This window comes from Achromobacter sp. JUb104 (assembly GCF_024806975.1).
In the GTDB taxonomy this organism is placed as follows: domain Bacteria; phylum Pseudomonadota; class Gammaproteobacteria; order Burkholderiales; family Burkholderiaceae_B; genus Achromobacter; species Achromobacter spanius.
Window position 1 is genome coordinate 188,543 of record NZ_JANUEY010000002.1, and the last position, 12,856, is coordinate 201,398.

At 65.8% G+C, this 12,856-nt stretch carries 15 protein-coding genes; 8 read left to right on the forward strand and 7 right to left on the reverse strand.

Features of this window, described 5'->3' with window-relative positions:
• The gene (locus tag M2361_RS12785) at positions 1–744 is read left to right on the forward strand and encodes a DUF1045 domain-containing protein (protein WP_259249452.1); all 744 of its coding nucleotides are present in this window, start codon (positions 1–3) and stop codon (positions 742–744) included.
• A complete protein-coding gene (phnN, locus tag M2361_RS12790; RefSeq protein ID WP_259249454.1) occupies positions 741–1,331 on the forward strand; it encodes a phosphonate metabolism protein/1,5-bisphosphokinase (PRPP-forming) PhnN in 591 nt (196 codons plus the stop codon). Before M2361_RS12785 ends, phnN begins: the two co-directional genes overlap by 4 nt.
• Before the next feature lie 43 nt (positions 1,332–1,374).
• Here the strand turns inward: phnN and M2361_RS12795 are convergent, their stop codons facing one another.
• Positions 1,375–2,352, reverse strand: a complete 978-nt coding sequence (locus M2361_RS12795; RefSeq protein ID WP_259249456.1) for a LysR family transcriptional regulator — start codon at positions 2,350–2,352, stop codon at positions 1,375–1,377.
• A gap of 109 nt (positions 2,353–2,461) precedes the next feature.
• On the opposite strand from M2361_RS12795, the gene M2361_RS12800 reads away from it, so the two are divergent.
• The 3 genes from M2361_RS12800 (at position 2,462) to M2361_RS12810 (ending at position 5,865) form a co-directional block, all read left to right on the forward strand.
• On the forward strand, positions 2,462–4,297 hold the full coding sequence (locus tag M2361_RS12800) for a gamma-glutamyltransferase family protein (RefSeq protein WP_259249457.1): 1,836 nt from the start codon (positions 2,462–2,464) through the stop codon (positions 4,295–4,297).
• A 75-nt stretch (positions 4,298–4,372) separates the two neighbouring features.
• A complete protein-coding gene (locus M2361_RS12805; protein WP_259249459.1) occupies positions 4,373–5,347 on the forward strand; it encodes a tripartite tricarboxylate transporter substrate binding protein in 975 nt (324 codons plus the stop codon).
• On the forward strand, positions 5,344–5,865 hold the full coding sequence (locus tag M2361_RS12810; RefSeq protein ID WP_259249460.1) for a GAF domain-containing protein: 522 nt from the start codon (positions 5,344–5,346) through the stop codon (positions 5,863–5,865). Before M2361_RS12805 ends, M2361_RS12810 begins: the two co-directional genes overlap by 4 nt.
• A gap of 6 nt (positions 5,866–5,871) precedes the next feature.
• Here M2361_RS12810 and phnE read toward each other — a convergent pair whose 3' ends face one another.
• The 3 genes from phnE to phnC all read right to left on the reverse strand — a co-directional run bounded on the left by phnE (position 5,872) and on the right by phnC (position 8,640).
• Positions 5,872–6,666, reverse strand: a complete 795-nt coding sequence (phnE, locus tag M2361_RS12815; protein ID WP_100854856.1) for a phosphonate ABC transporter, permease protein PhnE — start codon at positions 6,664–6,666, stop codon at positions 5,872–5,874.
• An 81-nt stretch (positions 6,667–6,747) separates the two neighbouring features.
• On the reverse strand, positions 6,748–7,731 hold the full coding sequence (phnD, locus tag M2361_RS12820) for a phosphonate ABC transporter substrate-binding protein (protein WP_259249465.1): 984 nt from the start codon (positions 7,729–7,731) through the stop codon (positions 6,748–6,750).
• A gap of 57 nt (positions 7,732–7,788) precedes the next feature.
• Positions 7,789–8,640 carry a phosphonate ABC transporter ATP-binding protein gene (phnC, locus tag M2361_RS12825; protein WP_100857644.1) on the reverse strand — a complete coding sequence of 284 codons (852 nt, stop codon included), beginning with the start codon at positions 8,638–8,640 and terminating at the stop codon, positions 7,789–7,791.
• A 227-nt stretch (positions 8,641–8,867) separates the two neighbouring features.
• On the opposite strand from phnC, the gene M2361_RS12830 reads away from it, so the two are divergent.
• From M2361_RS12830 to M2361_RS12840, 3 genes are all read left to right on the forward strand, one after another.
• Positions 8,868–9,299 carry a GFA family protein gene (locus M2361_RS12830; RefSeq protein WP_259249469.1) on the forward strand — a complete coding sequence of 144 codons (432 nt, stop codon included), beginning with the start codon at positions 8,868–8,870 and terminating at the stop codon, positions 9,297–9,299.
• Between the two features lie 644 nt (positions 9,300–9,943).
• Positions 9,944–10,207 carry a translation initiation factor IF-1 gene (infA, locus tag M2361_RS12835; protein WP_006221179.1) on the forward strand — a complete coding sequence of 88 codons (264 nt, stop codon included), beginning with the start codon at positions 9,944–9,946 and terminating at the stop codon, positions 10,205–10,207.
• A 175-nt stretch (positions 10,208–10,382) separates the two neighbouring features.
• Entirely contained in the window at positions 10,383–10,670 is a 288-nt protein-coding gene (locus M2361_RS12840) for a hypothetical protein (RefSeq protein ID WP_100854852.1), read from the forward strand.
• A 42-nt stretch (positions 10,671–10,712) separates the two neighbouring features.
• Here the strand turns inward: M2361_RS12840 and M2361_RS12845 are convergent, their stop codons facing one another.
• The 3 genes from M2361_RS12845 to mog form a co-directional block, all read right to left on the reverse strand.
• Positions 10,713–11,582, reverse strand: a complete 870-nt coding sequence (locus tag M2361_RS12845) for a peptidoglycan DD-metalloendopeptidase family protein (RefSeq protein WP_404976409.1) — start codon at positions 11,580–11,582, stop codon at positions 10,713–10,715.
• 5 nt (positions 11,583–11,587) lie between these two features.
• Positions 11,588–11,926 (reverse strand): hypothetical protein, encoded by a 339-nt coding sequence (locus M2361_RS12850; protein WP_259249483.1) that lies wholly within the window; start codon positions 11,924–11,926, stop codon positions 11,588–11,590.
• 94 nt (positions 11,927–12,020) lie between these two features.
• Positions 12,021–12,653 carry a molybdopterin adenylyltransferase gene (gene mog / locus M2361_RS12855; RefSeq protein ID WP_259251473.1) on the reverse strand — a complete coding sequence of 211 codons (633 nt, stop codon included), beginning with the start codon at positions 12,651–12,653 and terminating at the stop codon, positions 12,021–12,023.
• Positions 12,654–12,856 lie beyond the last annotated feature (203 nt).

Below are 12,856 nucleotides of genomic sequence, written 5' to 3' on the forward strand. Positions count from 1 at the left end.
ATGCCGCTTGCCCACCGCTACGCCTTGTACCTGTCGCCCAGTGGACCGTGGCGCGAATGCGGCAGCCGCTGGCTGGGCCGCTGCGCGGACACGGGCGAACTGCTGCCGCCCTTGCCTGGTCAGCCCGACGCCGCGCGCGGCTGGACCGACGCGCCACGCCATTACGGCCTGCACGCCACCCTGAAGCCGCCTTTCCGCCTGGCCTCCGGCGCCACGCCGCAAGCGCTGGACGCGGCGGTGCGAACGCTGGTCGACGGCATCAGCCCTTTCAACCTGACGCTGGAATGCGAAACGCTGCGCGGCTTTTTGGCCTGGCGCATTGCGGACGCGGACATCCAAGGCCAGGCCCGCATCCAGGCGTTGGCGGATGCCGCCGTGCAAACGCTGGACGCCTTTCGCGCCCCGCCCACGCCCGAGGAAATCGCGCGGCGCCAACCCCATGCATTGACGCCCGAACAACAGGCGATGCTGGCGCGTTGGGGCTACCCGTATGTCTTCGACACCTACACCTTTCACATCACGCTGACCGGCAAGCTTGAGGGCGATGCGCTGGAGCAGGCGCAACGCAGCATCGCCGCCTTTGCCGACCCGCTGCGCAACCAGGCGATGCCCGTGTCCAGCGTCAGCCTCTTCGTGCAGCCTGAACCCGGGGCCGATTTTGTGGCGGCGCGCCACTACCATTTCGACGGCACGCAGTCCGACGCCGTCGGCGCGCCTGCCCTGCAAGGCCCCGCCGCGCCATGACCACGCCCGCCCCACCCTTGCCGCCCGCCGACGGTGCGCGCCTGATCTACCTGATGGGTGCATCGGGCAGCGGCAAGGACACTTTGCTGCGCTGGCTGCGCGCGCATCTGCATGCAGAAGAACCCGTGTTGGTGGCGCACCGCTACATCACCCGCGATAGCGGCGGCACGGAAGACGCGCTGGCCTTGACGCCGGAAGAGTTTGCGCGGCGCGCGGCGCTGGGTTGCTTCGCCCTGCGTTGGGCCAGCCATGGCTTGCAATACGGCATCGGCATCGAGATCGATACCTGGCTGGCCTGCGGCGCGGCGGTGATCGTGAACGGTTCGCGCGAGCACCTGGAGGCGGCGCACCAGCGCTACCCGGCATTGACCGCCGTGGAAGTCACCGTGGACCCATCCGTGCTTGCGCAACGGCTAGCGGGCCGGGGCCGCGAAAGCGCGGCCCAGATTCAGGAGCGGCTGGCGCGCGCGGCACAGGCCTTTGCGATTCCGCCGCACTGCGCCTACACGCGGATCAGCAACGATGCCGCGCATGACGTCGCGGCGGCGGCCTTGCTGGGCATTGCGCGCCGGGCGTTGGCGGGATGACGGGGCTGGCGCGGCTAGCCTAGCCAAAAGCGCTATCCAGGGTTCAAGCCGCCGCAGGCGCCCCGAAGCCCGCGCCCTCGGGCAGCCCCGCGTCAACACACAGCGCCAGCAGGATTTCCGAAAAGCGTTCTTCCGCCGCCAGCACCTGTTCGCGCTTGCGGCGGATCAGGTTGATGGGCGGCAGCTCCCACCCGAAATCCCAGGGCAGCATGCCCAGCTTGCCGCGCTGGCAAAGCTCGCGCGCGATGTCTTCCGGCACCACTGAAATCAGCGCCTCGTTCATGGTCAGCATGCCTTCGATGACATCCGTGGAATAGGCCTCCAGCACCGGCGACGGCGGACGCAGACCCGCGCGGATGAAGTGTTCAACAATCAATTGCCGCGTGGGTGTGTTGGCGGCCGGCAGCACCCAGTCCATGGCGGCCACCGCCGCCCAATCGGGCCGGCGCCGCGCCAGGCGTTGGGCCAGGCGGCTATGCGCAATCAAGCGCGGCCTCTGGCGGTACAGCACGCGGTGGATCAGGTCGTCCAGCGCCACCGTGGACGTGGCGCGGCTGATGATGCAGTCCAGCTCATGGCGGCGCAGCATGGGCACCAAGTGGTCCGTGGTGGCGCGGTGCAGCGTCAGCGTGACGCCAAAACGCTGGTGCAAGCGGCTGATGGCCGTGGTCAGCAACGCGCTGGACACATAGGGCACCACGCCCACGTTCAGATGCGCCGAATGGCCCGCGTGCAGGGCTTCGACTTCGCGCGCCCACAGGTCCAGGTCGCTCTGCATGTGCCGCGCGCGGACCAGGGCCAGATTGCCCAGCGCCGTGGGCAGCAGCCCGCGCCCGCTGCGCAGGAACAAGGGCCCGCCGAAAATATCCTCAAGCTCGGCCAGCGCCTTGGTCACGGCGGGCTGGCTGATGCCGGTGGCCGCCGCCACGCGCGTCAGCGAACCGTGCTTGGCGATGTTGGTCAGCAAGACCAGGTGGCGGTGTTTCAGGCGGTTGGACAGACGGGCAGCATCCCAGCTCATGGTTTTCTCTATAACCAAACAGTTATTGAATTATGCCAACAAAGATGATTCCAGTTATTTCACAACCCTATACTTCTTCTCGTCCCTTACCCACAGCCGCCCCGCCACCATGAGCGCCTCTTTCACCACCCGTCCTGAAATACGCGGCACCTTCGGTGTCGTGTCGTCCACGCATTGGCTGGCATCGCAGGTGGCCATGGGGGTGCTGGAACGCGGCGGCAACGCCTATGACGCGGCCGTGGCCGGGGGCTTCACGCTACAGATCGTGGAGCCGCACCTGAACGGCCCGGGCGGCGAAGTGCCCATTCTGTTCTGGAGCGAAAACGAACAACGCATGCGCGCGCTGTGCGGCCAAGGCCCGGCGCCCGCGCTGGCCACGCCCGCCGCATTTCGCGCACTGGGCGTGGAAATGGTGCCCGGCATCGGCCTGTTGCCCGCCACGGTTCCCGGCGCGTTCGGCGCCTGGCTGACGCTGCTGCGCGACTACGGCACGTGGGAACTGGCCGACGTGCTGCGCCCCGCCATCGACTACGCCCGCCACGGTTTCCCGCTGGTGCCGCGCGTGTCGCAGGCGGTGCTGGCCGTGCAGGCGCTGTTTCGGGATGAATGGACCACGTCGCGCGACGTCTGGATGCCCGATGACCGCGTGCCCGCGCCCGATTCGCTGTTTCGCACGCCCGCCATCGCCGACACGTATACGCGCATCCTGAATGAAGCGCATGCCGCCAGCAGTGATCGGATCGGCCGCATCGATGCGGCCATGGACTGCTGGTATCGCGGCTTTGTCGCCGACGCCATCGACACCTATTACACCGAAGCCGAAGTGCGCGACACCACCGGCCAGCGCAATCGCGGACTGCTGCGCAAGGCCGACATGGCCGACTGGCGCGCCACCTACGATGAGCCCGTCACCACGCAGTACGGCCGCTATACCGTGGCCAAGTGCGGCGTATGGTCGCAAGGGCCGGTGCATTTGCAGCAATTGGCGATGCTGCGGCATCTGGGCATGGAAGGCCTGGACCCCACATCGCCCGAATTCGTGCACCGCATTGCCGAAGCGGCCAAGCTGGCGTTCGCGGACCGCGCCGCCTGGTATGGCGACCCCGACTTCACGCCCGTGCCCTTGGCCGCGCTGCTCAGCGACGGCTATGCGCGCGAGCGCGCTGCCCTCATCAAAGCCACGGCGTCCACCGTGCTCCGGCCCGGCAGCCCCGACGGGTTGGCCCCCCGCCTGCCCGACTTGGCCGCCGCCGACCGCACGCTGGCTGCTTCCGACACGCGCTTTGGCGTGGGCGAGCCCACGTTCGCCGCCTTGCCGCCCGTGGCCGAGTGGGCCGCGCGCGAAATCTTCGTGGGCGACACCTGCCAGATCGACGTCATCGACCGCGACGGCAACATGGTGGCGGCCACGCCCTCGGGCGGCTGGCTGTCGTCCAGCCCCGTCGTGCCCGGCCTGGGCTTTCCGCTGACGACCCGCCTGCAAATGACCTGGCTGGACGACGGCGTGCCCGGCCAACTGCAAGCCGGCAAGCGCCCTTGCACCACGCTGTCGCCCGGCCTGGTGTTGCGCGACGGGCAACCCTATATGGCGTTCGGCACGCCGGGCGGCGACCAGCAGGACCAATGGACCGTGGCGTTCTTCCTGCGGCACGCCATGGGCATGAATCTGCAAGAAGCCATCGACGCGCCGTCGTGGCACATCGATCATTTCCCGGGCTCGTTCTGGCCACGCACGCAAACGCTGAACCGGCTGACGGTGGAATCACGCTTGTCCGAGGCCACCCTCGACGCGCTGCGCGCCGCCGGCCATGACGTCAAGGTCGGACCGGCCTGGTCCGAAGGCCGCATCAGCGCCTGCACGCGCGAACCTATCGCGGGCGGCGGCCTGCTGCTGCGCGCGGGCGCCAATCCGCGCGGCATGCAGGGCTACGCGGTGGGGCGCTGAATTTTATCGACAGACCCACATCAACATTTCCATCCAGCCGGCGTCCAGACCGGCACTTTCACAGGGGTAAACACCATGAAGCTGAATTTCCAACGATTGCTGCGCGTGTGCGCGCTGGGCCTGGCCCTGGCCACGCCCGCCTTGTCCCAGGCCGCCTGGCCTGAAAAACCCATCACGCTGATCGTGCCGTGGGCCGCCGGCGGGTCCACCGACATCCTGGCGCGCGTGCTGTCTGAAGGGCTGACCCAATCGCTCGGCCAGCCGGTCATCGTGGAAAACCGCTCGGGCGCATCCGGCAACATCGGCACCACCTTCGTGGCGCGCGCCAAGCCCGATGGCTACACGCTGCTGGTGGGCTCGATGAGCACGCACACGATGAACCAGGCGCTGTATTCCAATATGCCCTTCGATGGCGTCAAGGACTTCACGCCCATCGCTGAACTGGCCTTGGTGACGAACACGATGGTGGTACACCCCTCGGTGCCCGCCAAGAACGTGAAGGAATTCATCGCCTACGTGAAAGAGCGCCCCGACACCGTGGCCTATGCCTCGGCGGGACAAGGTTCGACCAACCACCTGAGCGCCGCGCTGTTTGAAAAAGCCGCGGGCGTGAAGATGATGCACATCCCCTACCGTGGTGGCGCGCCCGCCGTGCTGGACACGGTGGCCGGCCGCACGCAGGTGCTGTTCAGCGCCGGCACGCAGACCCTGCCGCACGTGCGCACCGGCAAGCTGACGCTGCTGGGCGTCACCGAAGAGAAGCGTTCGCCGCTCTTGCCCGAGGTGCCCACGGTGGGCGAAACGCTGCCGGGCTATGAATTGTCGGTCTGGTACGGCGCCTTCGGCCCCGCCGGCATGCCGCCTGAACTTACCGCCCGCCTGAACCGCGAGATCAACCTGATCTTGAAGCGTCCCGAAGTCATCAAGAAGATGGGCGACATGGGCGTGCTGTTGACGGAAACCACGCCGGAGCAGTTCGGCCAGATTCTGGCGCGCGATGCCGACAAGTACGGCAAGCTGATCAAGGAACTGGGAATTACCGCTGAATGAACGGCAAGCCGACTTCCGTAACGCCGGCGCTGGCCGGCGTGCAAGCCATCGCCCTGGCCTATGCCGCCGCCGACTCGGCGGCGGCCTTGCAGGCCATCGACGCCTACGCCCACGCCTCGCTGGAACACACGCTGTGCACCGTCAACCGCTTTGACGCCGACGCCATGCGCGTGGTGCGCCTGTACAGCTCCAACCCGCAAGCCTATCCACCGGGCGGCAGCAAGGACAAGCGCGACACGCCCTGGGGCCGCCACGTGTTGCTGGAACAGCGCGTGTTCGTGGGCGAAGGGGAAGCCGCCATCCGCGAATTCTTCAACGACCACGACGCCATTCGCAAGCTGGGCCTGCAATCGGTGATCAACGTGCCCGTCGTGTACAACGACGTGTGCCTGGGCACGGTGAATTTCCTGATGCCGCGCCCCAAGGTGTCGGACGCCGACGTCGACAACGCCCGCCTGGCGGGCTTGCTGGCGTTGCCGGCGCTGTTGGCGCTGTCATCCGCACAGCAGGCCAGCTAGATCACACTAGATCAACGCCCGCCGGATCCGCGAGGACAGCATGTCGATGGCCACCACGAAGGCCACGATGATGATCATCACCGCGCAGGTTTCGGCGTAGCGGAAGCTGCGGATGATTTCCCACAGCACGGTGCCGATACCGCCGGCACCCACGATGCCCACCACCGACGCCGACCGCACGTTGGATTCAAAGCGGTACAGCGAATACGAAATCCACAGCGGCAGCACTTGCGGAATGACGCCGTAGACGATTTCTTCCAGCGCATTGGCGCCGGTGGCGCGCACGCCTTCGACAGGGCGCGGGTCGATGGCTTCAACGGCTTCCGAAAACAGCTTGGCCAGCACCCCGGTCGTGTGCACCCACAGCGCCAGCACGCCGGCGAACGGGCCCAGTCCCACGGCCACGATGAACAGCATCGCGAACACCATTTCGTTGATGGCGCGGCACGCATCCATCAGGCGCCGCATCGGCTGGTAGACCCAGGCCGGCACCATGTTCGACGAGCACAGCAGCCCCAGCGGCACAGCCACCACAATGGCCAGGAACGTGCCCCACACCGCGATCTGCACGGTGACGATCATCTCGTCCAGGTACATGCGCCAGTCACGGAAGTTCGGCGGAAAGAAGTCGGCGGCAAACTGGGCCATGTTGCCCGAGTCGCGCAACAGATCCATGGGCCGCATGTCCGCGCCCTGCCATGACATGACCAGCAGCGCGAGAACGACGGCCCACACAAGCAGCACGGGCAACGACGAGCGCGGCGCGGTGGGCAGGCGGGGGGAATGAGTGGCAAGGTTCATGGAAGGGGCGGTCCGCTTGAAGGCGTTCAAAAAAGGCAGGGCCGACGCATCATCGGGCGATGCGTCGGCCATTCGCCGTGCTTATTGCTTGGCGGTGGCAGGCTGGCCCAGGCCGGCCAGCTTCTTGTCCAGGTCAGCCAGTTGCTGCTGCTTTTCAGCCTGGCCCAGCGTGGTGTCGGATTCGACCTTGGCCTTTTCGCGGGCAAGCTCGATCTGACGGATGGGCACCAGCTGCTGGTTGTCGGACGCGCGGAAGCCCTGATAGGTCAGCGCCTTCAGGTTGGCCATTTCACGCTGCGCGTCCTTGCCCTTGCCGTAATTGACGAAGAAGTCGCGGATGCGGCCCTTCAGGTCGGCGGGCAGGTCGGAACGCATGACCAGCGGGTCGGCCGGAATCAACGGCGACTTCCACAGCACGCGCACGCTGTCGTTGGCGTCCTTGCCCGTGTTCAGGCGGTAGCGCTCCAGCGCTTCGGTGTTGTTGACGGCCACATCCACCTGCTTGTTGATGACCGACAGCAAGTTGGTTTCATGGTTGCTGGAACGCATGGTCTTGAAGAAGGTCTTGGGTTCGATCTTGTTGGCGGCCCACAGGTAGTAGCCGGGCACGGCGGTGCCGGACGTGGAGTTGGGATCGCCCGCGCCGTAGCTCAGCTTGCCAGGGCTCTTCAACACGTCATCCAGCGTCTTCAGGTTGCTGTCCTTGTTGACGATCAAGAGCGACCAATAGCCGGGGTTGCCGTCCTTGTCGATGACCGAGGCGAACACTTCGCCCTTGGCGCGGTCCACGGCTTCGATGGCCGACTTGTTGCCGAACCAGCCCAACTGCACCTTGTTGAAGCGCATGCCTTCGATGATGCCGGCGTAGTCCGAGGCGAAGAAGGGCTTGACCGGCACGCCGATGGCGCGGCTCAGGTCGTCAATGACGGGCTGCCAGACGGACTTCAGGTTGGTCGACGACTCGGTCGAGATGATGCCGAAGTTCAAGGGCTTGGCCTCTTCCGCGTGGGCTTGCGTGGACAGGGCCGCGGCGGCGATCAGGGTAACGAAGGTTCTGCGTAGCATGGGTGGCTCCGGGTAGGAAGGGGCAGAGAGGTCGCGAAGAGCGGAATAAAAAAGGGATCAGGCGGCTTGCGCCAAGGTGGATAGCGGCGCCAGGGCCGGCATGGCCGGGGCCTGCTGCGTGTACTCGGGCAGCAGTTCGCTCAGTTCCGAGCCATACAGGTCGCGCAGCATTTCGGGGGTCAGGTCGGTGGCGCGGCCGTCATACACGACCTTGCCGTGGCGCAGCGCCACCACGCGCGGGCAGTAGCGCAAGGCCACGTCCACCTGGTGCAGCGACACCACCACCGCCACCTTGCGGCTGCGGTTGATCTGGGCCAGCGTGTCCATCACGCGGCGCGACGACTCGGGGTCCAAGGACGCGATGGGTTCGTCGGCCAGGATCACGCGCGCGTTCTGCACCAGCGTGCGGGCGATGGCGGCGCGCTGCTGCTGGCCGCCGGACAGCGTCGAGGCGCGCTGAAATGCATAGTCGTCTATACCAACTTGGGCAAGCGCTTCCAGGCCCTGGCGCACTTCGTCGCGCAGGAACCAGCGCGTCAGGCTGCGCCACAGCGGCACGCGCGGCAACATGCCGGTCAAGACGTTGGTGATGACCGGCAGGCGGCCCACCAGGTTGAATTGCTGGAACACGAAGCCGATGCCGGCACGCGCCGCGCGCACGTCACGGCTAAGGCGGCCGTTGCGCTGGATAAGCTGGCCATTGACCGTGACGCTGCCCGCGCCCGAATTGCCTGCATCACCGGCGACAAAACCCGCCAGATGGCGCAGCAGTGTGGACTTGCCCGAACCCGACGCGCCCAGCAGCGCCACCATTTCGCCGTCGGCCACTTGCAGGCTGACGTTGTCCAGTGCCTTGGACCCGGCCTGGAACGTTTTGCTCAAGGCATGTACTTCGATGGCGGTTGTCATCGCTTGATCCCCCTTGGATGTGGTCATTGCGGCATTCTGTTTTCGCGGCATGACAGCGCGATGACCCGCCAACCCAATCGCCAGGGATAAAAAACGGGGCCAGCAAGCAACTGAAAGATCACCGTCATAAACGCCCAGGCAGACGGCTTGGGGCCGCTGGCGGCGGGCGACGGGCGACGGGCGGCGCGGGTATATTCGAGGTGTTATCCCAATGCCTGGCGCTCATCATGATCAAAGGTTCCTGCCTGTGCGGCCGCGTGGCTTACGAGATCGACGGCCCCCTCACCGACGCCCTGAACTGCCACTGCGTCATGTGCCGCAAGTCGCACGGCGCGGCTTTTCGAAGCCGCGCCTCGGTGCAAGCGGTTGATTTCAAATGGACCAAGGGCGAAAACCACGTCACGTGGTATGCCTCGTCGCCGGGCAACTACCGGGGCTTCTGCGAAGCCTGCGGCACGCCCTTGCTAAGCCGCTTCGACCAGGCGCCCGACGCCTACGGCCTGCCGCTGGGCGCGCTGGACGACGACCCCGGCGTCAAGCCCGCCGCCCACTGCCATGTGGCCAGCAAGGCGCCGTGGTTCGACATCACGGATGATTTGCCCCAGTACCCCGACGACTTTCCCGCCGAAATCGAATCCCGCCAGCAAACCGTTACATAAGCCCGCACCCTGAAGCCCCCTCGCCCGAGCCCGCGCAATGCGGGGGTCTCGGGGCCGCGCCCCCGAACGCGGAGTCGTTCAGCAGCAACTATCACGCCGCTTGCGCGGATAAATACTGGCTAAGCGGCGCGCTTTGCAGTAACATCAGTCCGTGATTTTTCCGCAAAAACCGGGCTTCGGTCACTCTGCGTGCCAACCTGTACTCCTTCGGGCAACCCCCCAAGATACCCAGGCTGCTCCCGGTTTGGTTGAGATAAGCCACTGGATTACCCCCACGGGATGGCCCGGGTGGACATCACCGGGGAACCTCACGGATCAACCCACCGAGCGACCTCACCCCTGCCCCACGCGCCGCAACACATTGCGCCGCAAGGCATTGCAGCAAACGCTCCAACCCGCTTCTTCCGGAACCATGCATTTGCATGGCGTCGCGACCAAGCCGCGCCCCGCGCGCACATTGCCCACGCTGCGCGAGTATCCGTCATTTCAGACATCCGCTTCGGATGCCGTGGCCTTTACCCGCGCTTGCCCGAACGTTTTACGTTCAACCGCTGGACCTGGTTATCTGTGTCCAACGCGCATGCCGCTTCGTGCGGCGCGTCATGCCGCCGGCCTGGCTGCGCGTATTGATCAAGGAGTAGAGAATGGCTAAAGAAGAACTCATCGAATTGGATGGCATTGTTGACGAAGTGCTGCCCGATAGCCGCTACCGCGTCAAACTGGACAACGGCATCGAAGTCGGCGCTTACGCCTCCGGCCGTATCCGCAAGCACCGCATCCGCATCCTGGCGGGTGACCGTGTCACCCTGGAAATGTCGCCCTATGACCTGACCAAGGGCCGCATCAATTTCCGCCACAAGGACGAGCGCGCTCCCGCGCCCCATCGTCCCCAGCAATACCGCCGTTAAGCCAGGGCCTCAGGGCCGGCCTGTTGGCCGGCTCCCCCTGGTTTTTCGTCGCCTGCCCCAGGGCCCACCGCCCTTAAGGCCCCGGCGCGACATGCCGTAATGCGTGGAACGTCCGTTCGTGAAAAAATGGCAACCCGATCAGGCGCAATGTCTGACGGGAAACGCATGAAGCAAGATGGATTTCAAAGAAGAGTTGCAAGCCGCTGCTGACCAGCTTTCCCTGGCGCGAAGAAAATTCGCGAAAGGGGAGGAAGGGCTGCGCCTGCTGCACCAGTCGCGCGAGGCGTTCATCAACAGCCTGCGCAATACCGGCCTGACCTACGCCGAAGCCAAGATCAAGTACGACAACTGCCTGGACGAGCAAGAGGCCGCGCAGCACCATGTGCGCCAGCAGATGGATTATGCCGAGCGCATGCACCAGTACGTGTTGAACAAGATCGCGCAGCAGACGGCCACGGCCTGATGCGTGCGCCGGGCACGCCGGCCCGGCATTGAATCAGCGGAATCAGGGCTTGAAGGCCCCGATGAAAATGGCGGGATCCACCCGCGCATCATTCAGGCTGATATTCCAGTGCAGATGTGGACCGGTCGCGCGCCCCGTGGCGCCCACCTTGCCCACCACCCCACCTCGCGGCACCTCGTCGCCCACCTTCACGTCAACCGCTGACATGTGGCAGAACATGCTGATGAAGCCTTGGCCATGGTCGATGAACACGGTCTTGCCGTTGAAGAAATAATCCCCCACCAGCACCACCACGCCCGCCGCCGGCGCCTTGATCGGCGTGCCCGAGGGCACGGCGAAGTCCAGCCCCGAATGCGGATTGCGTTCCTGGCCGTTGAAGAACCGGCGCAGTCCGAACGGGCTGGACAGGCGTCCGCCGTTGACCGGGCGGTCCAGCAGCACATTGCTGGGCGTGACCCCGGCGCGATACGTCCGATAGGCAGCGACCTGCTCGGCCAGCTCGCGCTCGATGCGCTTCATGTCGTCCGGGTTGGGATCCACCTGACGCCGATTCTTCAGGGTGATGTGCTGCGCCACGTAGTCCTTGGCGCCCACCTTGAACGACAGCTTGCGTTCACCGTTGGCGTCGCGCACCACGGCGTACTGCTCGCCCGGCTTCACGCTCAGCGGAATCCCCACCATGGCGATCCATTGCTTGCCCTCTTCGCGCAGGACCATCACGCGCCGGTCCTGGTACGTGACTTCGGGCGCAACGTCGGCATCGCCCAGCGACAAGACGGCCACGCCACCCGGCACGGGAGCATTCAGCTTGCGCGAAATGAAGCCTTGCTGAGCGGCCGCGCGGCGCGGCAGGCCCAAGGCCAGGGCGGCGGCCGCCAGGCCCAGCCCCAGAACGGCGCGGCGCGGGTACAGGTTGCTTACAGGCACAGGTTCGCCGGCTCGATGATGCTTTGGTCGCGACGAGCGATGCGCGTGGACAGGCGCGCTTCGGTCTTGCCCTGCCAGGTGGTGGTGGTCAGCACGGCTTCGACGCCCAAGCTGTCTTCCTGGATCAATTCAAACCCATTGCGCACCGCCTTCTGCTGAAAGTTGACGCCCATGTTCTTCCAGGCGCTGGCCACGCAGGTCGTGTAGGCCTCGGCCGTGCGCTGGGTGGAACCGTAGAACACGGGGTCGCGATCACGCACGTCTTTGACGTTGGCGCAGGCCGACAAGGCAGCCAGGACGGTAAGGGACAGGGCAATGCGAACCTTCATGACGGGCGGACTCTCAAGCAGAAAAGTGGATGGGCGGCCAAAACTATAACGCAGCGTTATCACCTATCACGCAGCGCTATCACACGGCAGGGACTCAGGACTGGGGCGCGCGGCGGGCCGATTTGGGGCGGAACGCATCGATGATCTCGGGGCGCGTCTCTGCGTAAGGCCCGCCAATAAGATCAATGCAATAGGGGATGGCGGCGAAGATGCCCGGCGCGATGACGGCCCCGTCGTCTCCCTTCAGCCCTTCCAGGGTTTCTCGGATGGACTTCGGCTGGCCGGGCAGGTTCACGATCAGGGCCGCATGCGAAGGGGTTTCACGGATAACCGCCACCTGGCGCGACAGAATGGCCGTGGGCACAAAGCGCAGGCTGATCTGGCGCATCTGTTCGCCGAAACCCGGCATCTCTTTCGTGCCCACGGCCAAGGTGGCTTCGGGCGTGACGTCGCGGCGGGCGGGACCCGTGCCACCGGTGGTCAGCACCAGATCGCAGCCACAGATGTCGACAAGCTCAATCAAGGTTTCGGAAATGCGTGCCGGCTCGTCGGGAATCAGCCGGTCGACCGCCTGCCAGGGCGACACCAGCGCCGAACCCAGCCATTCGCGCAAGGCAGGCAGGCCCAGGTCCTGGTAGGCGCCGCTGGAAGCGCGGTCAGAGACGGACACCAGGCCGATGATCAGGTCGTCGGGATGGCGGCGGGCGATTCGGGTCGTGGTGTTCATGGCGGAGGCGTCAGAGAGGAAAGGGGGCAGTACCGACGGCCAAGCATGGCGCGCGGCGCGGTCAATCATGGAAATCCAGAAGATGGCCGCGATGTCGATGCTATCGCATTCTTTCCCCGGAGAATGGCGGCCGGCCGGTCCGCCTGGCCCGTTCGGCCCTGTGGCAAAAAAGCGAATCGGCTCAGTGGCCCCGTTTACCGCGC